This window comes from Sphingomonas hominis (genome assembly GCF_013328205.1).
In the GTDB taxonomy this organism is placed as follows: Bacteria; Pseudomonadota; Alphaproteobacteria; order Sphingomonadales; family Sphingomonadaceae; genus Sphingomonas; species Sphingomonas hominis.
The window spans coordinates 1-23,520 of sequence record NZ_JABULH010000017.1 but is presented as its reverse complement, the minus strand read 5'-3'; the positions used below and the strand labels follow the sequence as shown (position 1 = coordinate 23,520).

20 protein-coding genes and 1 pseudogene are annotated in these 23,520 nt (G+C 61.7%); 8 read left to right on the top strand and 13 right to left on the bottom strand.

The window, feature by feature from the left end; all coding sequences use genetic code 11:
• Positions 1-119 (top strand): annotated as a pseudogene (locus tag HRV97_RS16840) (IS630 family transposase); the annotation flags it as partial.
• Positions 120-300: 181 nt separating this feature from the next.
• On the opposite strand, the gene HRV97_RS16835 reads toward HRV97_RS16840, so the two are convergent.
• Together HRV97_RS16835 and gmd are read right to left on the bottom strand one after the other, a co-directional pair.
• Positions 301-1,143 (bottom strand): GDP-mannose 4,6-dehydratase, encoded by an 843-nt coding sequence (locus HRV97_RS16835; RefSeq protein ID WP_174195289.1) that lies wholly within the window; start codon positions 1,141-1,143, stop codon positions 301-303.
• Positions 1,143-2,180, bottom strand: a complete 1,038-nt coding sequence (gene gmd, locus HRV97_RS16830) for a GDP-mannose 4,6-dehydratase (RefSeq protein WP_174195288.1) — start codon at positions 2,178-2,180, stop codon at positions 1,143-1,145. The genes HRV97_RS16835 and gmd overlap by 1 nt, the downstream gene beginning before the upstream one ends.
• A 191-nt stretch (positions 2,181-2,371) precedes the next feature.
• Between gmd and HRV97_RS16825 the strand changes: the two genes are divergently transcribed.
• On the top strand, positions 2,372-3,835 hold the full coding sequence (locus HRV97_RS16825; RefSeq protein WP_174195287.1) for an oligosaccharide flippase family protein: 1,464 nt from the start codon (positions 2,372-2,374) through the stop codon (positions 3,833-3,835).
• 55 nt (positions 3,836-3,890) lie between these two features.
• Positions 3,891-5,066, top strand: coding sequence for a glycosyltransferase family 4 protein (locus tag HRV97_RS16820; protein ID WP_174195286.1), 1,176 nt, complete (start codon positions 3,891-3,893; stop codon positions 5,064-5,066).
• 22 nt (positions 5,067-5,088) lie between these two features.
• Here HRV97_RS16820 and HRV97_RS16815 read toward each other — a convergent pair whose 3' ends face one another.
• From HRV97_RS16815 to HRV97_RS16785, 7 genes are all read right to left on the bottom strand, one after another.
• Entirely contained in the window at positions 5,089-5,985 is an 897-nt protein-coding gene (locus HRV97_RS16815) for a glycosyltransferase (RefSeq protein WP_174195285.1), read from the bottom strand.
• Positions 5,986-6,012: 27 nt separating this feature from the next.
• Positions 6,013-6,672: a class I SAM-dependent methyltransferase gene (locus tag HRV97_RS16810; RefSeq protein ID WP_223176924.1), complete on the bottom strand. Its 660-nt coding sequence runs from the start codon at positions 6,670-6,672 to the stop codon at positions 6,013-6,015.
• A 70-nt stretch (positions 6,673-6,742) separates the two neighbouring features.
• A complete protein-coding gene (locus HRV97_RS16805; protein ID WP_174195283.1) occupies positions 6,743-7,624 on the bottom strand; it encodes a glycosyltransferase family 2 protein in 882 nt (293 codons plus the stop codon).
• A gap of 63 nt (positions 7,625-7,687) precedes the next feature.
• Positions 7,688-8,584 carry a glycosyltransferase family 32 protein gene (locus HRV97_RS16800; RefSeq protein ID WP_343044541.1) on the bottom strand — a complete coding sequence of 299 codons (897 nt, stop codon included), beginning with the start codon at positions 8,582-8,584 and terminating at the stop codon, positions 7,688-7,690.
• 42 nt (positions 8,585-8,626) lie between these two features.
• Entirely contained in the window at positions 8,627-9,358 is a 732-nt protein-coding gene (locus HRV97_RS16795; protein ID WP_174195281.1) for a glycosyltransferase family 32 protein, read from the bottom strand.
• 228 nt (positions 9,359-9,586) lie between these two features.
• Entirely contained in the window at positions 9,587-10,972 is a 1,386-nt protein-coding gene (locus HRV97_RS16790; protein ID WP_174195280.1) for a right-handed parallel beta-helix repeat-containing protein, read from the bottom strand.
• 53 nt (positions 10,973-11,025) lie between these two features.
• Positions 11,026-12,459: an O-antigen polymerase gene (locus HRV97_RS16785; protein ID WP_174195279.1), complete on the bottom strand. Its 1,434-nt coding sequence runs from the start codon at positions 12,457-12,459 to the stop codon at positions 11,026-11,028.
• Between the two features lie 35 nt (positions 12,460-12,494).
• Here HRV97_RS16785 and HRV97_RS16780 point away from each other — a divergent pair, with 35 nt between their 5' ends.
• Positions 12,495-13,574 carry a glycosyltransferase family 4 protein gene (locus tag HRV97_RS16780; RefSeq protein ID WP_174195278.1) on the top strand — a complete coding sequence of 360 codons (1,080 nt, stop codon included), beginning with the start codon at positions 12,495-12,497 and terminating at the stop codon, positions 13,572-13,574.
• Between the two features lie 483 nt (positions 13,575-14,057).
• Here HRV97_RS16780 and HRV97_RS16775 read toward each other — a convergent pair whose 3' ends face one another.
• The 4 genes from HRV97_RS16775 to HRV97_RS16760 form a co-directional block, all read right to left on the bottom strand.
• The gene (locus HRV97_RS16775; protein WP_174195277.1) at positions 14,058-16,274 is read right to left on the bottom strand and encodes a GumC family protein; all 2,217 of its coding nucleotides are present in this window, start codon (positions 16,272-16,274) and stop codon (positions 14,058-14,060) included.
• Between the two features lie 18 nt (positions 16,275-16,292).
• Positions 16,293-17,003, bottom strand: a complete 711-nt coding sequence (locus tag HRV97_RS16770; protein WP_174195276.1) for a polysaccharide biosynthesis/export family protein — start codon at positions 17,001-17,003, stop codon at positions 16,293-16,295.
• A gap of 84 nt (positions 17,004-17,087) precedes the next feature.
• Positions 17,088-18,449 (bottom strand): O-antigen ligase family protein, encoded by a 1,362-nt coding sequence (locus tag HRV97_RS16765; protein ID WP_174195275.1) that lies wholly within the window; start codon positions 18,447-18,449, stop codon positions 17,088-17,090.
• A 58-nt stretch (positions 18,450-18,507) separates the two neighbouring features.
• Entirely contained in the window at positions 18,508-19,803 is a 1,296-nt protein-coding gene (locus HRV97_RS16760) for a tetratricopeptide repeat protein (RefSeq protein WP_174195274.1), read from the bottom strand.
• 149 nt (positions 19,804-19,952) lie between these two features.
• On the opposite strand from HRV97_RS16760, the gene rfbC reads away from it, so the two are divergent.
• The 4 genes from rfbC to rfbA are packed head-to-tail and all read left to right on the top strand — an operon-like array spanning position 19,953 to position 23,406.
• The gene (gene rfbC, locus HRV97_RS16755) at positions 19,953-20,513 is read left to right on the top strand and encodes a dTDP-4-dehydrorhamnose 3,5-epimerase (protein ID WP_174195273.1); all 561 of its coding nucleotides are present in this window, start codon (positions 19,953-19,955) and stop codon (positions 20,511-20,513) included.
• 11 nt (positions 20,514-20,524) lie between these two features.
• The gene (gene rfbB, locus HRV97_RS16750; RefSeq protein ID WP_174195272.1) at positions 20,525-21,577 is read left to right on the top strand and encodes a dTDP-glucose 4,6-dehydratase; all 1,053 of its coding nucleotides are present in this window, start codon (positions 20,525-20,527) and stop codon (positions 21,575-21,577) included.
• A 39-nt stretch (positions 21,578-21,616) separates the two neighbouring features.
• Positions 21,617-22,537, top strand: a complete 921-nt coding sequence (gene rfbD / locus HRV97_RS16745) for a dTDP-4-dehydrorhamnose reductase (RefSeq protein ID WP_223176925.1) — start codon at positions 21,617-21,619, stop codon at positions 22,535-22,537.
• Complete coding sequence (rfbA, locus tag HRV97_RS16740) at positions 22,534-23,406, top strand: glucose-1-phosphate thymidylyltransferase RfbA (protein WP_174195270.1); 873 nt, start codon at positions 22,534-22,536, stop codon at positions 23,404-23,406. Before rfbD ends, rfbA begins: the two co-directional genes overlap by 4 nt.
• The last annotated feature ends 114 nt before the right edge of the window (positions 23,407-23,520 follow it).

Genomic DNA, 23,520 nt, shown 5'->3' with positions numbered 1-23,520 from the left:
CGCCCTACAGCCCCGACTTCAACCCCATCGAGCAGGCCTTCTCCAAGCTGAAGGCGCATCTGCGCAAAGCTGCCGAGTGCGCCAACTTCTTCGCCAACTGCGGCTACGATGCAGACTGATCGAAAACCGCTCTAGCCCGTACCTCATTGAGAACGCCTTTTCCCGTCTCAAGGACTTCCGGCGCGAACCCGCACGCTATGACAAGCTCGACGGCAACTTCCTCTCATTGTCGCGCTTGCTACCGCCTTAGCATTCTGGCTGAGAATGATCCTGAAGCCTAAGTTACATCACTCAACCATTTTAATAATTGTACATCCATTTGAGAGTATCTTCCAAACTGTATGGCCGCCATTGTGGCAACGCAGCTCGAAGATAAGTGTCATCACCCCCCAACACCGGAACGTCGCCAGAACGGACAAATGCCTTGTTGATTTTAACTTCAAGCGCATGGCCACTCATTGCCGATAGCCGGTTGATGATGTCGTCTATCGACCAAGTCGTTCCGGTTGCGATGTTGACCAGCGCAGGCGGTTTTTCGGCCATAATAAGACCTGAATAGGCCTGAGCGACCGATCGAACGTCTCCAAAGTCTCGTTTTACCCACGTGTTGCCAAGCTCAATAACCGGCAGGGAACGACGAAAGTGATCAACAATCTTTGGTATTAGATATTGTACATCCTGACCAACGCCTGTGTAGTTGAAGGGCCGGGTTATCACCAGCTGCAGCCGGTCACGCCATAGCTCAGCGCCCAGTTCCATGGCGCGCTTGCTAACCGCATAATGGTTCGAAGGCTGGGTTGGCAAATGCTCGCCGATCAGGCCCGACGCACCTGCACCATAAACCTGCGCGCTGGACGCAATCACACAGCGGGCGCCTGGTGCAGCGCGGGCAACCGCATCCAGAAGGTTGAACGTGCCCAGCTGGTTAACCGCGTAGAAGACGTGCCAGTCGCTGCCCCCGGCGAACGCTGCGCCGGCAAGGTGCACTACCCGATCAAACACCACCGTCGACACTTCTTCGAAGACAGCCGCCGCATCGGTCAGATCCGCCCGCAGCGCCACAGTATCTACACCGGCTTCCGCCAAGGCGGCGACAACGAAGCGACCAGTGAAGCCGTTTGCCCCCGTTATCGCCACGCGCATCAGAACGACCAGCCGGCAGCGTTGCGCCGCATGTCGGCATCGACCATTAGCTTGGCGAGTTCTTCCAAGCCAACGGTCGGCTTCCAACCAAGTTCGGCAGTCGCCTTGGTGGGATCGCCAATCAGCAGCTCGACCTCTGCAGGACGGTAGAACGCAGGATTGACCCGCACACGTACCTCACCCGACGCTGCATCGCGCCCGATTTCCATTTCCTCACTACCTTGCCATTCCAGCTCGACGCCGACTTGGCGAAAAGCGATTTCGACAAAACGACGCACCGTTTCTGTCCGGTTCGTCGCAAGAACGTAGGTTTCGGGGACATCGTGCTGAAGCATCAGCCGCATGCCCTCCACGTAGTCCTTGGCATATCCCCAATCTCGCTTGGCATCGAGATTACCTAATTCCAGCACGTGCGCCTTGTTCTGCGCGATCTTTGCCACGGTGTCGGTGATCTTGCGAGTCACGAACTCGCGCCCGCGCAAAGGGCTTTCGTGATTGAACAAAATGCCGCTTGCACCGAAAATACCATAGCTTTCTCTATAGTTGATTGTCAGCCAGTGAGCATACAGCTTGGCGACGCCATAAGGGCTGCGCGGGTAGAAGGGCGTGGTCTCGGTCTGCGGGATCGCTTGGACCTTGCCGAACATCTCGGAGGTGGAGGCCTGGTAGAAGCGGATACTTTTGTTCACGGTGCGGATCGCCTCCAGAAGGTAGGCGGCGCCCAAACCGGTGATCTGGCCGGTGGTGATCGGCTGGTCGAACGACACCCCTACAAAGCTTTGCGCGGCGAGGTTATAGATCTCGGTAGCGCTCGAAGTCTCGATAAGCCGGATCGCCGAACCCATGTCGGTGAGGTCGTATTCGACAAGCTTCAGTCCGGGATGATCGGCGATGCCGAGCTCGTCGATCCGCCAGAAGTTGACGGAACTGGTGCGCCGATAGGTGCCGTATACGATGTAACCGCGGCCGAGCAGGTTCTCGGCAAGATAGGCGCCGTCCTGGCCGCTGATTCCGGTGATGATGGCGGTCTTGGTCATTGTTGTTCTTTTCCAGAGTGGCAGGTTATGGCAACGCCCTTAATCACTTTACCCGGTTTGCGTAGGTGCATTGTGAATAGTAGCGTGCGGCGAGAACCGATAAAGATAGGCGCATGGGGTCAGGACAGGCGATCGCACCAGCCTGGTGACGGGAAATGCGCTCGCTGCGGGTTCCTTATCGGCGCGACGTGGTGACGTCGTTCAAGAGTAAGGTCCTGTCCGCAGGAGTCTGGAGCACCTTCGACGCGAGCATACGCTTCGGCGTGCAGTTCGTGGTGTCAGTGGTGTTGGCGCGGCTGCTGTCGCCCACGGATTTCGGCATATATGCGCTGACTGCGGTGTTCATCAGCCTCTCGAACGTGCTGGTTGATGGCGGTTTCTGCGCCGCGCTGGTGCAGCGTCCGGAGGTGACCCGTCGCGTAGAAACGGCAGTTTTCTGGTACAACACCATTGTCGCCTTGTGTCTGGCCGCGGCAATATGTCTTGCCGCGCCGTTAATTGCACGCACGTTCGGTCATCCCGTGCTGCGGCCGCTGCTGTACGTCAGCGCCACAATTATTCCGATCAATGCGATGTCGGCGGTGCCCGCCTCCCTGCTACAGCGTAACCTGCGCTTCGACATAGCCGCGAAATCTGGGTTGACGGCGTCGATCTGCAGCGGGCTTCTCGCGATGGTCATGGCAGTAAATGGACTCGGCATCTGGACCTTTGCGCTTCAGGCGATGGCTCATGCCATGATCAACGTGGTGCTGTTGTGGGTGTTTAGCGGCTGGCGCCCGCTCCGTGGCTTCCACTTGGCGGCCGCGCGTCCGCTAGTGCCATTTGGCTTCTTTCTCGCCGTTTCGAACCTGCTGGAAGTCGCTTATACGCAAGGTTTTGCACTTATTATCGGCAAACTATACGGCGCGCGAGACTTGGGCTTCTTCAATCGTGGGCAGAACCTCCAGAGCCTGCCCGGTAACGTGCTGACGCTAGTGGTCACTCGCATCTCGCTCCCAGTCCTGTCGACCAAGACTGACGACACGGCGCTGCGCCGGACAATGAAGCTGGCGCACGGCGTGGCGATGATCATCAACCTGCCGCTGATGGGCGCTCTCGGCACGCTCGCTGATTTGATAATTGACGTTCTGTACGGCCCCAAATGGCTCCCCGCCGCCCCAATCCTGCGGCTTTTGGCGGTCGGCGGCGTGCTGCTACCGCTTCAGGCGGTCAACCTCCAGCTCATTCTGGCGCGGGGCCGTTCCGGCCTGTACCTGAAAGCGGAGGTCGGTAAGAAGCTAATTGGCATTGCTGCGGTGACGCTGGCCAGCATCTATGGCGGAATCATCGGACTCGCGCTCAGCCAGATTGCTTTCTCGTTCGTCTCCTTCGTAATTAACGCGACTATTGCTAGCCGCTTCAGCAGCTACCCACCATCAGCGCAACTGTGGGACTTGCGCGGAACCGTTCTACTGACAGGTGCAATGGTAGCGCTGATCGCAGCGGTCAAACCATTGCTCGGCTTCGGGAGCTTGATCAATCTGGCTGTGTTATCGGTTATGGGCGGGCTGTTCTACGTCGCCACCGCTTTGGTACTACGAATTGGGGCCACGGAAGAACTAGTCGCGTTGTTGCCGATACATTGGTTACGCAGGAGCGCGGCGCCACCCCGGTAAGCGCAGCGACGGCACATGCCGCCGGACGCCCTCCAAATTAAGGAACATCGTCATTATGAAAGTTGCGATTGTCCACGACTGGTTGACGCTGAAGGGGGGTGCCGAGACCTGCCTCAAGGAGATGCTCGACCTTTACCCGCAAGCCGACCTGTTCTGTATAGCCGATTTCCTGCCGGAGCATGAGCGCGGTTTCCTGGCTGGGCATCGCATCACGACCAGCTTCATTCAAAAGCTGCCCCGTGCCGCCAAGCACTATCGGTCCTACCTGCCGCTCATGCCTCTGGCGATTGAGCAGTTCGACGTCACCCGCTACGACCTCGTGATTAGTTCTACCGCCTCGGTCGCCAAGGGGGTGGTGACCGGCCCCGACCAGGTCCACATCGCCTACACCTACAGCCCCATCCGCTACGCTTGGGACCTCCAGCACCAATATCTGGAGGAGGCGGGGCTGACCCGGGGCATTAAGGGCCGAGCCGCGCGCTTGGTCCTCCACTACATGCGCCAGTGGGACAGTCGTACCGCCAACGGCGTCGACCATTTCGTTGCCATCTCGCGCTTCATCGCGCGGCGCATTCGCAAGGCCTACGGCCGCGCCTCCACTGTGATCTACCCGCCGGTTGACCTCGACCGATTTGCGCTGCACGAGTCCAAGGACGACTTCTACGTCACTATGTCGCGCATGGTGCCCTACAAGCGCATCCCGCTGATCGTGGAGGCATTCGCCGCGATGCCCGACAAGCGGCTGGTGGTGATTGGCGACGGACCGGAGATGCCCGCGGTGCGCGCCGCGGCCGGTTCCAACGTCACGGTCATGGGCAGGCAGCCCGACGCGGTGGTGGTCGACCATCTACAGCGCGCCCGCGCCTTTCTGTTCGCGGCCGAGGAGGATTTCGGCATCGCTCCGTTGGAGGCGCAGGCCTGCGGCACGCCGGTGATCGCCTATGGCAAGGGCGGCGCGCTGGAGACGATCAACGGCCATGACGGACCCGACCAGACCGGTGTGTTCTTCCCCAAACAGACCGCTGAGGCCATCGTCGCCGCGGTGGCGCACCTAGAGAGCCGGTGGGACGCCATCACCCCCGAGGCGTGCCGCGCCAACGTGCAACGCTTCTCTGTGGAGCGCTTCCGCCACGAGTTCGCGGACTTCGTGAAGGCGGCAATGATGGCAGCCGATGCCGGCGCGGTCCTCGACCATGCCCGCCCTGCGGCGCTGGCGAGCCTGCCCCGCTGACGCGACCGCGATCCCGGCGCGGCTATCGCGCCTCGTCCCATACCCGCCCACCCGCCGCCAGCGCGCGGCGCCAGCGCAACCGCCATACCCAGGACCGGTCCTTCAGATGCTGCCAGGCGGGCAGCGCTGCCGCGGCAATTCCTAATCGCGGCGGGCCAACCACCGGTTCGCGCCGACGCGCATAGTGTGTCGCGGTCAGCGTGCGATGCGCCAGGCCGCCCGCCGCCGAATAGACCAGCCCGGCCTCCGTCTCATCGCGCAGTAGGCGGTGCGGATGGAGGTGCCTGATCGGCCAGATCGCCCGCGTGTAGGCAACCGGGCCGGTCACCGCGAACACTCCCGATCCGCCCACCCCGTCGCGCCACGGGTCGTAGCGGTCGATCCGGTTCGAAACCTCACGGATCACCGCCGCGAGGAAGGGGTGACCCGGCGCCGAGGCAATGAACCATTGCTGCAGCGCTCCGCCCGCGACGTCGTCAAGCCCGGGATGGAGACCCCAAGTGAAATGCTCCTGCCCGCGCTGGTTGCGCCATTGCGACAGGATGAAGCGATCCTCCGAGCGCACCACCGCGTCGAGCGGACGATCGGCGGTGCTCTTGAGGTCGAGATAGACGCCCCCCAGCCGGTACAGCAGGAGGTAGCGAGCGAGGTCGGCGCGCGCCACGTCGTAGGCCGGCCCGATCCGCCGGTACCGGTCCAGCATCGCGGAACCGTACGCGTCCGCGACGAACCGCTCCACCGCGTCGCCGTCGAGCAGCCGGAACTCCCACTCCGGATTGGCCACCCGCAGCCGCTCGCGCACCGCCATCAGGCTATCGGGAACGCGGTACCCGATCGCGACCTGGTGGACGATCCGGGGGATGGCCTGCTCCGCCCGTTCCATCCCGTTCAGCGCCGGGCCACCGACCGAATCATGCACCGCGATGCCGCCAGGTCGCCTTCAGCCCTATTTGGTGCCTTCGACGTACAGGCTCTCCCACGCACGGAAATCCTGGTCGACCAGCAGCCGCTGGTCGGCGCCCTCGCGGAACCCGCGCTCGGTCGCCGCTGAGAAGCCGGCGGCGAGCATCTGCTTCTTGAGCATGGCGGCATCCCAGACCGAGCGGTGATGGTGATTCTGGCACAGGTTCCACATCGCCTCACACCCAGAATCGAACATCTTGAACTCTTCGGACACCTCCTCGCCGTTGTAGAAGGCGATGAAACGCGCGAGATTGGGAACAGACACGCGGAACACCCCGCCTGGCTTCAGCACCCGGGCCGCTTCGGCGATCACCAGCAGCGCCTCGGACGGGTACATGTGCTCCAGCGTGTGTTCCGAATAGATGCCCTCGAAACTGTTGTCAGCGTAGGGCAGTTCCCGGCGCAAGTCGTGGCCGATATGCTTGGCCTGGCCGCGATGCGCGAAGTAGAAGTCCAGATTGTCGAAGTCGGGTAGCATGTTGAGCCCCGACCCGATCTGCAGCAGCGCGTGCCCGGGCTTGCGCTGACGTGACGAGAACATGCGACCAACCAGCGCCCGTGCCTCGAAAAAGCCGAAGCGCGAAAAGCTGAGTTCCGCCGCCTTCGAGCCGAACTGATGCATTTGGAGATTATCGGAAACCATGAATACTCCGTGCCATGCGGCATGAAGTGCAAACCGTAGCTGCCACCACCCGAGGGGGCAAGCGCTCCCGTCAGTCGAGCAGCCGCCCGGTGATCCCCTCCAGACGGCCGATCGCCACCTGAATACGGTAGGCGGCTTTGGCGCTTCGACCAGAGAGCAGCGACAAGGCCGCACCGACGCCCGGCCGCGCGACCCAGTTCAGCTTGGTCGCGGGCCCGTATCCGAACTTTCGCAGCACATGACCCATCCCGCGACCATAAGCCCGGGCCTTGCGCCGGGCGCGGGCATCGGGTGCGGCGGGCACGACCTCCTCGTGGTGGCCCGCCAGAGCCGGATCGAACCAGCAGCGGAAGCCCGTCGCATCGGCACGCAGCACAATGTCGATGCCCTCGCTGGCCTGCCACGGCGTGGCAGCGCCGACGCCGACATCCTCGCTGTACCCGCCGACCACCTCCAGCACCTCGCGGCGAAACAGCATCACCCATTCGATGCCGGTGGTCCACACGTTTCGCCGGGTGGAGCGGCAGGCAGCGGCTTCGTAGCGGCCGTTGATGCTCTCGCCCGTGGGCTTGGCCGCGCGTCCGGCAAGGACGTCGCTGCCGTGCGTGGCCATCAGCGCCAGCGCGTCGGCGACGAACGTGTCAGGGTACCAGCAATCATCGTCGGGAAAGAGCAGCACCGCGCCCCGCGCCTCCGGCCAGCCGCGATTCCGCGCTCGGCTCAGTCCGCGCTCGCCGGGCGTGCGAAGGTGACGCAGCGGCAGGCGACCGGACCATTCTGCAATCAGCCCCACAAGTCGGTCATCGTCGTTCTGGTCGACCACCAGCACTTCAAAGCCTGGCGCAGTCTGCGCCTCCAGGCTGCGAAACAGTCGGTCGAGCTCGCCCGTGCGGCCCAAAGTAGCGACCACCATCGACAGGTCGGACGAATGGCTAACGGCGGCGTCGGACATGATGCAGTGAACCTCGGCTTGGATGGCGGTTCAAGTCGCGCGCGGCGACCGATTGTCTGGGGCTCAGCGTTTCAGGCGCTTGATCGCGCGGCGTACCAAGCTGCGGGCGACAATGAAGCCGAGCAGCGGCGCATTGGCGATCCAGCCCCGATCGGCCCCGACAATGGGAGTCCGGCGTCGCGAGTAGTGGCCGCGCAGGTGACGACGATGGACCTCGCCACCGAGAATCGTATAGCGCAGCCCCAGCGCGCGCTCGTCTCGGACCCGGCGATGGGGGTGACAGGCAAGGAGTGGCGCGATCGCCAGTGTGTAGGGGATCGGGCCGGTGACCCGTAGGACGTTGAGCCCGACCCCGACTCGATAGGGATTGTAGGTGTCGATTGCGTGCAGCACCCGCTCGATCACCGCTCGCAGAAATGGATGACCGGGCGCGGCGATGATGTGCCATTGCTGGAACTCGCCATGTGGAATGGCTGCGAGCTCGGGATGGAACAGGCCACCACCCGGATGGATGCCGTTGATGCCGTTGTCCCATTGCGAGATGATGAACCTATCGTCGGACCGCAACACCTCGTCGAATGGCTGGTCGGCGCTGCTCTTGATATCCAGGTACACGCCACCGGAGCGGAAAATAAGGAGATAGCGGAACAGGTCCGCGCGTGCCGCGCCGTATTTGGGCGATATACGCAGGTAACGAGCGAGGATCGCCTTACCATATTCCTCCGCGATAAAGCGCTCCACCGCCGCATCGTCGTAGAAGCTGAACGACCATCCGGGATTGAGGGCGCGCAACGCGTCGACGTTGCCGCTCAGAGCCGGCGGCAAGGTGGCGCTGAAATAGGTCTGGTGGATCGTCCGCGGGATCGCACCGGTACCGAGACCGTCGAGTTGCCGCTCCACGGCATCAAGCGCCGCCGCAACCTCTCCCACGGCAGCCCCGCGCCCCCAATCCTTCGTCACTGTCAATGCACCCGATCCTGATTTCCGCCTGACGATAGCGCATCAGGTGACATGTTTGATAGCGCGTCGGACAAGGCTGCGTGCAACCAGGAAGCCGAGCAGCGGCGCATTGGCAATCCATCCCCGATCGGCCCCGACGATGGGGGTTCGGCGGCGCGAATAATGTCCTTTGAAATGGCGCCGATGATCTCCCTCAGCCAGGGTTGAGTAGCGCAGGCTCAGCGCGCGCTCGTTCTGGACACGGCGGTGAGGGTAATTAGCCAGCAGCGGCGAAATAGCCATCGTGTAGGGGATCGGGCCGGTGACCCGAAGGACGTTAAGCCCGACCCCCACCCGGTAGGGATTATAGGTGTCAATCGCGTGCAGCACCCGCTCGATCACCGCTCGCAGGAATGGATGACCGGGTGCGGCAATGACGTGCCATTGCTGGAACTCGCCTCCTTTCACATCAGACAGTTCGGGGTGAAGCGCATCGCTGGGGTGCGTGCCGCCGGGACCATTGTCCCATTGAGAAACGATAAAGGCGTCGTCGTGCTGCAGCACCTCGTCGAATGGTCGATCGGCACCACTCTTGATGTCGAGGTATACACCGCCAAGCCGAAAGATCAGAAGGTAACGGAACAGATCGGCCCGCGCTGCGCCATAACCGGGTGCGATACGCCGGTAACGGGCAAGGATCGCTTCGCCATACTCCTCTGCAATGAAGCGCTCCACCGCCACCGCGTCGTACAGCCGGTGTTTCCATTGCGGGTTCAGCGCACGTAAGGCATCCATGTTGGCCCGCAGGGGCGCGGGCGGCTCGCCGCCTAGATAGATCTGGTGGATCGTGCGCGGGATTTGCTCCGTTCCAGGCCGGTCTAGTCGATGCTCGACCCTATCGAGCGCCGCCGCGACTTCGGATGCGTTAGCACTTTTGTGCCTCCAGAATAGCATACTGGTCCGATCGTCCTACTCACCTGCCTATGCCGCGATTCGAGCCGCAGCGCTACCCAGCCCGGCCGCTCACCGGACCGAGTTGTGCTCCAGCCGCAATCGGCCGGGTGGCAGGAGGCTGATGCTGAGCCGCGGCGGCCCACCCGCGAACCGGCTATTGCTGACCACCAGCTGCCGTAGCGCCGGGGCGGGCTCGGCGTAGAGGTAGCTCTGGATGGGGCCGGTTACGCGCGAACTGCCATCCACCTTGATGCGCGACACACGGCAGGTGCCGCTCGCCGTCGGCAGCACGACTAGTGCCAATCCCGAAAGATTGGTCATCTCGACGTCGTTCACTACAACGTCGCTCCCCCCGATCTCCATGCCGGTGACCGCCGGGCCCGTTGCCGCGTTGCCCAGGACATGCCCGCCCGCAATCCGGGGCCGCAGCGCGAACATTCCGGTGGAGATCGCCGCGCTGCATCCCGCGCCCGCCCCGGCCACGGTGACGCCGACGATCTCGCAATCGCTGGCACCCCGCGGCAGGGTCGCACCCGCGACTTGGTCCAGACCCTCTCGGCCGCCGATCAGCACTGCGGCGTTGCGAAACCCGGCGGCCAGCCCGTGCCCGGTGACGCAGCCGGTCAGCACCGCGTCCGCGACCCGGCAGCGCGCGGTGCCGTAGGTGTCGAACGCCTCTTCCCCGAACAGGTAGATGCCGGCCGCAGCCGACCGCTCAACCCTTAACCGCTCGGCCCGCACATCGACGCCGCCCACTACCGCTAAGCCGCGCGCACCCGAGCGACGGCTAACGACGTCGCTGATCCGAATGTCGCGGCAGAGCGATCGCTGGCGCCGGTACGATACAACCGCAACCGCGTCATCGCCGCTGTCCTCGATTAGCACCCGCTCTATCGTCAGGCGGCTCGATCCCGCGGTGACGTGGATGCCGTCGGCAAGGCTGCGTCGCACGGTGACGCCGAGGAGGCGGCCGACATGCGCGTTGCTGACCATAATGCCGGCGGTGGCGACACCGCGGCCCGGCGCGGCACCGTCCACCGTGACGTTCTCCACCACAAAGTCGGTGGCGGCATCCGGCTCGTCGCCGCCGATCCAAACGCCGTTGCCGGCGTTGTCGCTGCTGCGCCTAGTCGCCCCGCCCAGCACGCGCAAGTTGGCCAGTCGCCAGCCCGATCCTCGGCATTGCAGCACTTGCGGCCCGTCGGACAAGGCTAGCAGCGTGCACCCCTGTCCGTCGAATGACACCCCCGAAAGCGTCAGGCGCCCGTCGTGGCGGTAGGTGGCGTCGGGATCGCCGACGAGTGACAGGCCGTCTGCCGCCGCCGCCTTGAACGCGCGGCTCAGTGCGGCCGTCTGGTCGCGAACCGCGAACCGGTCGACTCCGAAGTGCGACAGTGGCGTCGGAACATTCTTCGAAGCGCGCGCGCGCGCGTCGCGCTCCATGCAAGCCGGCACCAGCAAACCGCTTAGGCCGGCAACGACTAACCGGCGCGATGGCCTATGCCTGCTCACCGTGGAGATACTATGGTGGCGAGCAAACGGTGGCGTGGCATGGCTACTGGACGAAGCGCATAATTCACGATGACCACACCCAGGAATACAGGCAAGGTACGCACGTCTGCGACGTACACTAGGCGGATGAAGTCGGTCTGACCAAGGAACACTGCCGGATACAGCATAAGACCGACCAGCGTCTTATTCTGGAAGCTGCGGTACACGCCGCCGATTACCAAGCCCAGCAGCACCATAAACGCGCTGGCAATCACGAAAGTGTAGTCAAGATACGCGGCGTAGAAGCCACCGGGGTTGTTGAACTCGGGCGAGGCGTAGGTCAGGAGGAAGGTGTCGAGCATTGACAGGTCACCAGTCGGCTTAATGATCTGACCTAGTATTGGAAAACGAGTTACCCAAGCCGATGTGATCTCGGGTACAGGACTTTGCTGCCCGTAGAGGATGTAGGCGCCAGCCCCGTTGTTGATCGAAGTCGAAAAGTAGCCGAAGAACCGCTGGCTGATGAAAGCAAAATATGAGTCGTAAAATGCCTGGTAATACTGCCAGCTGCGAAAATACTCGCCGGCAGCGAAGGCCACGAAGACTAAGATAACTCCAATCAAGGGCGCGAGCCCGCGCCACAGCGATGGTCGCCACCAATAGGCAATCGGGATAACGAACATGGCCGCCAGCGCCTCCAGCATCGCCAGCCGCTCGGAAGCAAGAAGCGCGCGCAGGAGGGTGACGATCAAGATCGTCACCGTCATCACCCATATTCTGAGCGGCGGTCGATAGTTGGCCATGGCCACCAAGGCTGAGAGCAGCGCAAGGTAAACCATGCCGAATTGGATAAACGATGTGATTCCGGGAATGCGCCCTAGCACCCTGCGTAGTTCGCTTCCCGCCCCAGCGTTGCCTCTGATCAGCTCCAGCACCAACGAAATCTGGGTCACCAGCGTACCGAGCAGCAACGCGTAGGCGATGATCGTCACCCAGCCGATAGCGACCAGCACCTTCTCGGCGCGGCCCGCGTCAACCATCGTAACCACGTCCTGCCGCTTCTGCAGCGAACGACCCACGGTCATTCCCAGGATCAGCAACGCCATGCTGAACAGCCCCAGCCCGAAGGTCTGTGGCGTTAGGAAATCCTCACTGGCGTTGAAGTCGGCATAGTTAAAGCGGTTAAAATAGGCGGCAAGGCAAAAAATTGGAAGCACGATGAACACAGTGGCCCGTACAGGGTCCAGCCACCATGCCGGTGACGTCACGGGCTTTAGCCCTACAATCAACGCCCCGCGTTTATGCGCGGACAAGGCGGGCGAAAGCGCCATAGAAAATCCTAGAGCCGGTGCGGAGGAAAGCGCATGGCCTGCGCTACCGCCTTCCCCATCGATTGAGCAACCTTTACGTTGACGCCGCTCGCGCTTGCATCGCCGCGACACGAAGTTCATCGCTCTCGCGTCGATTACCCGAAAGTCACTCCGGCATGTCCCGCCTTGTCGTCAACGCCCGTTTCCTGACTCAGCCGATAACGGGCGTGCAGCGCCATGCCGTCGAGGTATCGCGGCGCTTGCGCCACATGTTACCCAACGTACGCTTCGTCACACCCGGCGGGGTGCTGCATGCCGATCTGGCGTGCGAACTGGGCGCAGAGCAAGTCGGCAGGACGCATGGCCATCTCTGGGAACAGGCCGAACTGCCGCGGTACTTGGACGGCGCGCCCCTGCTCAGCCTGTGCAATGCGGCGCCGATCGCTCTCACCCGACAAATAGTGACGATCCACGACGCGGCTCCCTTTTCAGTGCCGCAAGCCTACTCGCGCCCATTCCGCACTTGGTACCGCTTCATGATCCGCGCGCTCGGCCAGCGCAGCAGTGCTATTATGACCGATTCAAAGTTTTCTGCCGATGAATTGATGCGGCGCGCCGACATCCCTACCGACAAACTGACAGTCGTGCCGCTAGGTTGCGACCACATCCTTGCCACCGGACGCAACCAGGCTGTACTGGACCGCCATGAGCTGCGCGGTCGGCGTTACCTGCTGGCGGTAGGAAGCAGTAGTCCACACAAGAATTATGCGGCGCTGTTGCGCGTTGCGCGCCATATGTCGAACCAACCTTTTTTGTTTGTAATTGCAGGCGGTACGAGCGCACGCGTTCACGCCATCGAGGATGAAGTGGACGCAAATCCGGGTAGGAGTGATAGCCACATCCGTCACGTTGGTCGCGTTACCGATGCCGAGCTCCGCACATTGTACGAGCACGCCGATGGTTATGTGCATCCGTCTTATTACGAAGGTTTTGGCCTCCCTCCGCTTGAGGCCATGGCGCTCGGCTGCCCAGTCATGAGTGCGCGTGCAGGATCGCTGCCTGAAGTACTGAGCGACGGCGCGCTCTATTTTGATCCCCACGACGACGCCGACATGGCTGCCGCTATCGCGCGCTTCATGGACGACGCCGTGTTACGCGACCGATTGCGCGACCGTGGGCTGATACGCGCAGCGGCGCATTCGTGGGATCGCACCGCACAAGAGGTACTCGCGCTAGTTCGCGCAACATTCGGGTGAGCCTCGCCTTTATGGTAACATCATGGCGTAGTGCGCTTTCCTACGATAGAAGTGACGCATGATACGTCTCGCACATCTCGGTTTCACCGCCGTACTTATAGTGTCCGCAACATCGTGCCCGGCTGTCGCGCAACTCGTCTCCGAACAGCTGAGCGACACGAACCGGATTTGCACCTACGCAGGCACTGACATGTCGGCAAACGGTCAGGAGGTGGCACGTACTGCCATCGTAGGCCTAGGACAGGATTGCCCCAGCACTGCACCGTATCGCAGCCCTGATGCCCCCGTGCCGCCCAATGCTATCTTTCGCGGCGAACAAACGACCAGTAGTAATCGCTTGTGCCTCTACAGCGAGGGCACCATCGATTATCAGGTAACGATCAATCTTTCGCAACGGTGCGCCATGACACCCGCTCTGCTCCAGCAGAAGCTAACGGCCACCCGTTGAACTACTCCCAGAGCAAGCTATCAATTGATTTTTGATCAAGTCTCGACGTCCTGCTGGTTGCCGTAACCGTAGCCGTAGCCGTAGCCGTAGCCGTAGCCGTAGCCGTAGCTCGCCTGCTTGGTGTCGAACATTGACAACACTACGCCAAGCGGGCGTACATGCGCGCTCTGCAATCGGGCGATGGCGAGACGTGCGACGTTCTTGTGGGTTCGGTGTGCCGCAATCACCACGAGCGTCGCCTCAATCCGACTCGCGATCAGCGGCGCATCGGCGAGCCCCATAACGGGCGGAAGATCGAAGATAACGTGATCGTATTCGCGACCGAGACGAGCCACCAGCTGCTCGAAGCGATCGCCCGACAGTAACTCCGGCGTGCTGGGTGGCTGCGGACCGGCGGTGAGTATCGACAGATGCTCTGAATCGGTCGAGCGGATGAGCGGCGCCAGATCGTCCGCGCCAGCCAGATAATTACTGAGGCCCTCACCAAGCGGCATATCGAGCAAATAGTTCACAGAAGGCGAGCGCATGTCGGCATCGACGAGCAACACGCGCCGGTTCGTTCGGGCCAAGGCCCTGGCAAGCGCGTAGCTCGTTGAGCTTTTGCCCTCTGCTGGTCGCGCACTGGTGATCGCCAGCGTCTTGGGCACACCGTGCGAGGTTGCGAAACCTAGGCTGGCAGTAATCGAAGCATATGCTTCGGTAAGTGCCGCCTTGGGATCGCTAAGCACCGTCAAAGGATTCCCATCAGTTAGCTTTGGCGTGACGCCGATCAGAGGTAAGCGCAACATCCGTTCGATATCGATCGGATCGGTGATACCCTCATCGATCTGTTCGCGCAGCAGCGCCAGTCCTACACCGGCCAGCACTCCCGCCAGCAATGCAATCGCCATGTTAAGCAACAGGCGTGGGCTGGATGGACGGCTTGGGACCTCGGCTCCATCTACGACCGAAATGTTGTTGACGCCAACACCACCCGCAACACCGATCTCCTTATAACGCTGCAACAGCGCATCATAAAGTTGGCGGTTGGTGTCAGCCTCCCGCTGCAGAATGTTGTACTGGATTGAGCGACGCCGGAAATCCAGTACGCGCCCGGTCAGCGCCTTCACCCGAGCGGCCAGCGCCTCTTCGCGCCCCAAGCTCGCTTTGTAAGCGCGGTCCAGATTATTAGACACGCGTCCGCCTTCTCCACGCAAAGCCGTGTCGATGGATGCAATCTGCGCCGCCAGCGCCTGCGCTGGCGGATATTGCGGATCGAACTGCTTGAGCATTCGCGCATAGTCGGATGCCAGCTCGGCACGGCGCGCGCGCAGCGTGCTGCTAGCCGCAGTATCAAGAGTATCCTTACCGCCACCCCCGGCCCGAAGCTGGCTTTCCGCCTGCACTCGATCCGCAGTTGCCTGCGACAATTCCCTATTCAGATTGGTGAGATCATCAGCGACGAGCGATCGTTCGCCCCCGCTTTCGGTAGTGCCTGCGGCGGCCGTTGGGGCCGGGATGTTTACGATGTTTTGCGCCGATGCGTAACCTACCAGCGCACGCTCGGACTGATCAATGCGCACGCGTAGCTGCTGCAATCGATCTTCCAAAAACTTGCGCGCGTACGAGGTCGCCGAATAGCGACGCTCAAGTGTCGTCTGAACGAAGTTTTCGGACCACGCGTCAACAACACGTTTGGAAAGTTGTGGATCGGGACTGGTGAAACTGACCTTAACAAGGCGAGACATACGCTCCGGCTCGACCTTGATTTTGTCCAGTAGCAAGCCGCCTGCCGCCTTTACTCGAGCATCCCGGATTGCGGCGGTCTGCACTGGTCGGTTCTTGTCAAACCAAGTCTCCGGGGGGGTGACGCCGAACGTCTCAAAGAACGCCGGATTATCGGCCACGCGAAGCGAGCGCGCGACGCGCTCGGCCAATGCCCGCGATTCCAGCAAACCATATTGGGTCTGGTAGAATTCACTATCAACTGCATTACCACTGCGCTCGGCACCACGTACTTCGGCAAAATTGCCGTTCTCGCGCTGGATTTCAAGCGTTGCAGTGGCGGTATAGAGCGGCGTCATGAACAATGTCACGATCAATCCGATCACAAGAAACGCGACAATCGAGCCGATTATCAGCCACCGGCGTCGGTTCGCGATCGACAGATACTCGGAGATCACCGATCGTTCCGTCTTCGGCGGTACGCTATCAAGGGTGACGAGTTCACCGCTTTGGTCGCGCTCGCCCTGCGTGAACGTGAAGCTGTTCATTACCTAATTTCCAGGCGACTAGCGGTTGAGGATCGCGACGAGCGGCGCGACTAAGATCGGCGAGCTTTGTATCAGGAGGCCGAAGACCCGTCGCGATTGCGATTCATCTACCTGTACGACGTCACTCGCGAACACCTCGGGATCCTCGTACATGCCGCGCTGGATGGCGCGGAGGTCGTATAATCCGACCAGATCTTGGCCGTTAACCCGGCGGAACACCATTACCATGTTCTCGCGGGCGACGTCACTCGTGCCCTGCGCGCGCGCGATCGCCCGCATCAGCGTCATGCGGCCAGTCACCGGATAAAGACCCGGGGCACGCACCTGACCGGAGACAGTGATCACTTGGCTGACAACTTGCGTCACGTTGATGCTCACACGCGGATCGCGGACGTGATTGGCCTGAAGCTGTTGTGTAACTGCCTGGCCTAGCTGGGCCGGGGTTTTCCCTGCAGCCGGAATTTCGCCAACGAGCGGCAGCGAAATATTGCCACTGCGATCAATCGTTACTGTGCGGCTGAACTCCGGCAGACTGAAGACGTCCACGGAGACTTGGTCAAATGGCCCAAGCACCTGTGGTCGTGGTTCGGACACAAGATCGGTTGCGGATGGCGCAGGCATCTCGGTCTGCTGGGATATTGTCAACCCTGGCCGCCCGATGAACCGGTCTTCGGCACACCCGCCAACCAGCACGGCCAAGACCGCCGCCACGCTTACCAAAGGCTTCATGTAAAGTGCGTGCTCCCGAGCACCTAAACGCAAGATACGCGTCTTACCCGCTGCCGTTGAATGTGACAATGCGGGTGAGACGCCTCAGTCGCGCTGGTACGCACGCTGCGCTGCCCAGCAACATCCAAGCGTAAAAACTGCTGCTATCAGCGGCGGACGAATAGTATAGTCGACGAGGCTGGCAAGCAGGATTGTGCCGGTAACGACCACGCCTAAGCGCATGGTCCGCGTCGCCGGCGTGGTCGTGCGCCAGGCAGCCACGATTCGTGCCCCCCACCACCAAAGAAAGGCAGCTAGCACCAGCATGCCAGGCAATCCGGCCATGATGATGAGTTCCAGCAGCTCATTGTGGGCATGGTTAAAGAAAGAGCTGATAAGGATAGCGTCCGGCTCATACTGTCGAAAAACAGGATCAAAGCTACCAAAACCGGTGCCGGCCGGGAACGTTTCACGAATGATGCGCAGTACAGTGGGCGCGAACTGAAACCGTTGGTCGTTGTCGATAGCCGACAACGCCACCAACCGCTCGATCGAGGCGGCACGCCCGAACAGGAAGGTAAGCACGATCAGCAGAGCCGCCAGCAGAGGCAGTGCCGCACGCGCTAGATACCGCCGCGCTCCCGTTAGTGCGGTTGCTTCGCCGCGTGTATCAGGGAAAAACAGAAATGCGGCGGCGATGCCTGCCACCATCAGGGCTGTGCCGGCGCGCGATCCGGTCGCCAACACCACAGGCACAATCATCACGCCAAGCGCCAGCGCAATCCAGCGTCGATTTCGCATCCAGCCACGGTCGGCAGCTGGCATCAGCGTCCATACTCGCAGTGCCGGAAAGACAAGAGACAATAGAACTGCCTGATGGTTACGATTGGAAAGCAGCCCTACGGGGAAGCCGGGGTAGGTACGCTGATACAGATAAAGCGCACTGTCCTTTCCGCCGGCGAACTGAATAATGCCGATCGCCGCGCTTGCACAGCACAGTACAATCAGCAAGATGACGGTGGCCTGCCGCTGATCCTGGCGCATTTTGGCGAAGCCAGCGATAACTGCAGCCGGCACAATGAGTGATACAAGCGCGTTCATCGTCAGATCGGGCGTGAGCGATAACGGCCGCCACGGCTGGTCGACCCCCATGATCTCCGCCAGCCCCGAATAGGCGGAGCGACCCGGCAATGCCGTCCAGATTCCCGGTGGCAGCGGCACGAGTTGCACAATCATCAGCAATATGAGCGCCGCAAGCAACAGGGCCGGCATCCGGATGGCGGTCCAGTCAATCTGGCGCGGCGTCAACAAAAAAGCGGTCAGGCAGAGCACCGCGAACGGACGCACGTAAAGCAACGACGGGACGTTGGCGAACGCTGTGCCGCCACCCAGCGCGCAAATCGCGAAGAAGAACATAAAGACGTAGAAATCGATCGTTTCCCGCCACGAGCCGGTCAGCGCCGCCACAAGAAGCGCGCGGGGGGCGGGTCGATGACGGTAACGTGTGGGATGATGAGAGGACATGTCAGCGTCCTTCCGGGTGGATCGCGATCTTGTCCACCCACGGCACGGTCACTGATGGATCAAGCGAACTGATCGCATTGACGACAAGGCGTTGTGCCGGGCAACCGATGGGCACGGTGAACAGCCCGCGCCAGCTGCGACCTGCTTCTGGTGCGGTTGGAAAGCGAGCGTTGAGGAGCTCTCTGCTATCAGCCGCGCAACGCACGATGAAGTGTGGGTATGCCAGTGGATCGCCACCGACGTTACCCATCGTTGCGGTCATGGCATAATTTCCCGGACGCAACATGATGAGCTGCGTGGCAAGATCGCCCCCCCTGCCATTGGCGGTAGTGAGGAACAGGGCGTTCCCGCCCGCCGGCGACGGACTGGGTTGGCGGACAGCGGAGAAATCCGGCTCATCGAACAGGTTCCAGTCGAACGGATCCCATCCGCCCGGCCGTTCGAAATCGCCGTTGCGCAACAATCCTGCGTTGTCAGCGGGCAGGCCGTGAGCCCGATTGTAGAGATCGACCGCCGCACCATAGGCTTTAAGATCAACAAGGCGCTTTTCTATCGCCTGCGCCAACGCAAGATCACCGCGGCCGGGCGTCACCACGCCGCTGCGGCGTGCGATCGCGTAGAGCGCAGCCGGCGACGAACTTGCAGGAACGAATTGGTCTACGAATGCACGCCACCATTGCGGTCGCTGCTCGAGAAATCGTGATAGCGGCTGCCAGATTGCCGGATCGTCCGCCGCTGCGGTGAGGATCGGGAACAGCAGCTCTCGACCCTGCACTGACGTGCGCATTGCGCGATCGTAATGAATCAACGCGCGATTGATGTTGCCCCGTTGTACTTCCGTCTCGATCAACCAGACTTGGGTGCCAAGATCGCGGCGCGACATCGTCTCGGCATAGCGAGCCAGCGCCTCGCCCTGTGCCTCCCTGCCGCGGGCAGCCACGACATAACCGAGGCTGCGGGCAGCCCCCGGACTTAGTGGCTGACGCTCAAGCGCACGCGTAGCATGCGCGGCAATCGAAGCCGTCGCGGCAGCGTTAAGTCCGTCCCGGGCCAACTCCTCGGCCACACGCACGTTCGCATCGGCGCTACCTGGATTGAATAGCAGCGCCAGCGACGCGGACCGCACTGCAAAGACGCGATCAACCGTGACGGCGACCACCAGCCATCCCACCAGCAATCCCAGGACAACGATTAATGCAGGACGCAAACGCGAACCAAGTTTCGGCAAGAAGCCACTCCTATGCCACGCCACCGCAGAGAAGCGATGGCTCACAATCATCTGGCCGAGGATCGGCACGGGATCATCGTAAATCCCAAGCAGCCTACGACGGGAGACATACTTCCGCAACGCAACTCGGTACGCACGCCGGCCTGGCACACGGATCGCATGAACTGCGGCGCAGAGCGATTGCCTGAGAGGTCAGGCGTTCATATTGAAATATCCTTATGCCTACCATCCAACTCATCCGCCCAAAGCGTCACGGTGATAGACGCGGCTGGTTCACCGAAACCTATAATCGCAACACATTCGCTAGGCTCGGCATTGATACCGTCTTCGTACAAGACAATCATTCACTCTCCGCGCCCGCATTTACCCTACGTGGCCTCCACTACCAAACCCCACCCCGCGCACAGGACAAGCTAGTTCGCTGTATTCGTGGTCGCATCTACGACGTTGCGGTAGACGTACGGAACGGCTCGCCTACTTATGGACAATGGGTTGGCGCGGAGATCTCTGCCGAAAACGGCGATCAGCTGTTCATCCCTGTCGGGTTCGCACATGGACTTTTGACTCTCGAGCCCGATTGTGAGGTCGTGTACAAATGCTCGGACACCTATGCGCCCGACCATGACGGTGGGATCGCTTGGGACAGCGTTGGGATCGACTGGCCACTGCCAACCGGCATCAAACCCGAATTGTCGCCCAAGGACACACGCCAGCCCAGCATCGCAGACTTCGACAGCCCATTCGCCTATAACGGATGCCCGCTCGAACCGCTCGCCTGAAGGACAAACCCATGCGCATCTTCGTCACCGGCGGGGCCGGCTTTATTGGCTCGGCACTTGTGCGGCACCTGATCCGCGATACGAGCCATGAGGTGCTCAACTTCGACAAACTGACCTATGCCGGCGATCCCTCGACGGTGGGCGAGGTTGCGGGGTCCAACCGCTACCGCTTCGTCCAGGGCGACATCTGCGATGCCGAGGCCGTGCGCGGCGCGATCGCCCAGTTCCGGCCTGACGTTATCACCCATCTCGCCGCGGAGAGCCACGTCGACCGCTCGATCGATGGGCCGGGCGCGTTCATCGAGACCAACGTTGTCGGCACCTACACCATGCTCGCCGAGGCCCGCAGCTATTGGCGGGGGCTGGACGAAGCAGAGCGCGCAGCGTTCCGTTTCCACCACATCTCGACCGACGAGGTGTACGGGTCGCTCGGCGATACCGGGCTCTTCACCGAGGAGACACCCTACGATCCGCGCTCGCCCTATTCGGCGTCGAAGGCGGGGTCAGACCATCTCGTCAGTGCCTGGGGCCACACCTACGGCCTGCCCGTCCTCATAACCAACTGTTCGAACAATTACGGACCGTATCACTTCCCCGAGAAGCTGATCCCGCTGATGATCGCCAAGGCATTGGATGGCGAACCGCTCCCCGTCTACGGCGCAGGCGACCAGGTGCGTGACTGGCTGTACGTCGAGGATCACGTGAAGGCGCTACGTACCGTGTTTGAGCGCGGTACGCCGGGGCGGACGTACAATGTCGGCGGACACAATGAGAAGCAGAACATCGACGTCGTGCGTACGCTATGCGCGATTCTCGACCGACTGTCGCCGCGCGCGGACGGGAAGAGCTATACCGCGCAGATCACCTCAGTCGCCGACCGGCCGGGGCACGATAAGCGCTACGCGATCGACACAACGCGGATCGGTGAGGAGCTTGGCTGGCAGCCGGGGGAGACGTTCGAGACGGGCATAGAGAAGACGGTGCGCTGGTATCTTAATCATCAGGACTGGTGGCGTCCATTTGTCGCGGAGAAGGCGGCCGAGCGGCGCGGGGTGGCGGCATGACCATCGGCGTGAAAACGCGTTGAGGTGTCGACAAATGGGATGATCGTCATGCGTGACGTGCTCGTCACCGGGGCAGGCGGGCAGCTCGGCACCGAGCTGCGGCGTGCTCGCTGGCCCGAAAACGTGCGGATCGTCGCGATCGACGTCTCGGATCTTGACTTGACCGACACTGACGCGATCGCTGCCAAGATCGCTGAACGCGAATGGGCCGCGGTCATCAACGGCGCGGCCTACACCGCTGTCGATAAGGCCGAGAGCGACCTCGTTACCGCCTGGGCGGTCAACGCGATGGCCCCCGCGGCGTTCGGCAAGGCATGTGCGAAGGCGGGCATTCCGCTGGTGCAAGTCTCGACCGACTATGTCTTCGCCGGGGACAAGGCGGGCGCATGGGAGGTCGACGACCCGGTCGCGCCGCTCGGCGTCTATGGCGCGTCGAAGCTGGGCGGGGAGCTCGCGGTGCGCACCTCGGGCGTACGCCATGCGATCGTGCGCACCGCTTGGGTGGTGTCGGCGCACGGCGCTAATTTCGTGAAGACGATGCTGCGTGTAGGCGCCACTAATCCAGCGCTGCGCGTCGTCGCAGATCAGCATGGCTCGCCTACCAGCGCTACGGATTTAGCGGACGCGCTGCTCACGATCACGCTACGGCTGATCGAGGATGAGCAGGCGCCGACCGGCACGTTCCATTTTTCAAATGCTGGCGCGACCACTTGGGCAGATTTTGCGCGCGAGATCTTCCGGCAATCCGCATTGCGCGGGGGGGCGAGCGCCGAGGTCGAGGCTATCACCACCGCAGATTACCCTACACCTGCGCAACGCCCCGCCAATTCGTTGCTGAGCCATCGCGCGATTGGCGACGCCTACGGCATTACGCCACGCGACTGGGACGTGGCGTTGAGTGATATACTCGACGAACTGATCGGCGCGTCGGTTGTCGTCGCTACGGAGACGCAAGTATGAAGGGCATCATTATCGCCGGTGGATCGGGCACGCGACTCTATCCCGCTACGCTTGCAGTCAACAAGCAGCTGCTACCAGTCTACGACAAGCCAATGATCTATTATCCGCTTTCGGTGCTGATGCTCGCGGGCATCCGTGACGTGCTGATTATCTCGAGCCCCGAGTATCTTGATAACTACCGCCGGCTATTCGAGGATGGATCCGTCTTCGGCATTGCAATCAGCTACGCTGAGCAGCCAAGCCCGAATGGTCTGGCACAGGCGTTCACGATTGGCGCTGACTTCATCGGCAACGACGATGTCGCGCTGGTACTAGGCGACAACATCTTCTTCGGTGCACACCTAACCGATCTACTGAAAAATGCGGTCGCACGCAAAGGCTGCGCCACGGTATTCTCTTACCAGGTTGAGGATCCCGAGCGATACGGCGTAGTCGAGTTCGGCGAAGGCAGCCGTGCGGTTAGTCTTGAGGAAAAGCCTGAACAGCCAAAGTCCAACCACGCGGTCACCGGCCTTTACTTCTATGACAACCGGGTCGTCGATTTCGCACGCAACTTAAAACCCAGCGGTCGTGGTGAGCTCGAGATCACCGACCTCAACCGCATCTATCTTGAGGCGGGCGACCTCTACGTCGAGCAAATGGGCCGCGGCTACGCTTGGCTCGACACTGGTACGCACGACAGCCTACTTGAGGCCGCCGAATTTGTCCGCACGCTCCAGCACCGGCAGGGTGTTCAGATCGCCTGCTTAGAAGAAATTGCATTCGAGATGGGCTACATCTCGGCTCAGCAAGCGCGGACGGCCGGTGAGAAGTTCAAGAAGACAGCTTATGGTCGTGCCATTTTGAGGGCGGTCGGCGACGCACGGTGATGCGGTAAAGCGAGTATGAGAAGGCGCGTCGTCCTTTTAGGTCGGATCGACATTCAGGATTCCCAAACGCGCTGAACGGTGATTCATAAGCATCCGTGTTGTGGCGCGGAGTGG

What these genes read in the sequence shown, in the direction of transcription:
- HRV97_RS16835 (WP_174195289.1), bottom strand. Translation starts at nt 1,143, where the DNA reads ATGCGCGTGGCGATAACGGGGGCAAACGGCTTCACTGGTCGCTTCGTT.
- gmd (WP_174195288.1), bottom strand. Translation starts at nt 2,180, where the DNA reads ATGACCAAGACCGCCATCATCACCGGAATCAGCGGCCAGGACGGCGCC.
- HRV97_RS16780 (WP_174195278.1), top strand. Translation starts at nt 12,495, where the DNA reads ATGTCCCGCCTTGTCGTCAACGCCCGTTTCCTGACTCAGCCGATAACG.
- HRV97_RS16820 (WP_174195286.1), top strand. Translation starts at nt 3,891, where the DNA reads ATGAAAGTTGCGATTGTCCACGACTGGTTGACGCTGAAGGGGGGTGCC.
- HRV97_RS16805 (WP_174195283.1), bottom strand. Translation starts at nt 7,624, where the DNA reads ATGTCCGACGCCGCCGTTAGCCATTCGTCCGACCTGTCGATGGTGGTC.
- HRV97_RS16810 (WP_223176924.1), bottom strand. Translation starts at nt 6,672, where the DNA reads ATGGTTTCCGATAATCTCCAAATGCATCAGTTCGGCTCGAAGGCGGCG.
- rfbC (WP_174195273.1), top strand. Translation starts at nt 19,953, where the DNA reads ATGCCTACCATCCAACTCATCCGCCCAAAGCGTCACGGTGATAGACGC.
- HRV97_RS16775 (WP_174195277.1), bottom strand. Translation starts at nt 16,274, where the DNA reads ATGAACAGCTTCACGTTCACGCAGGGCGAGCGCGACCAAAGCGGTGAA.
- HRV97_RS16770 (WP_174195276.1), bottom strand. Translation starts at nt 17,003, where the DNA reads ATGAAGCCTTTGGTAAGCGTGGCGGCGGTCTTGGCCGTGCTGGTTGGC.
- rfbA (WP_174195270.1), top strand. Translation starts at nt 22,534, where the DNA reads ATGAAGGGCATCATTATCGCCGGTGGATCGGGCACGCGACTCTATCCC.
- rfbB (WP_174195272.1), top strand. Translation starts at nt 20,525, where the DNA reads ATGCGCATCTTCGTCACCGGCGGGGCCGGCTTTATTGGCTCGGCACTT.
- rfbD (WP_223176925.1), top strand. Translation starts at nt 21,617, where the DNA reads ATGATCGTCATGCGTGACGTGCTCGTCACCGGGGCAGGCGGGCAGCTC.
- HRV97_RS16795 (WP_174195281.1), bottom strand. Translation starts at nt 9,358, where the DNA reads ATGGATGCCTTACGTGCGCTGAACCCGCAATGGAAACACCGGCTGTAC.
- HRV97_RS16785 (WP_174195279.1), bottom strand. Translation starts at nt 12,459, where the DNA reads ATGAACTTCGTGTCGCGGCGATGCAAGCGCGAGCGGCGTCAACGTAAA.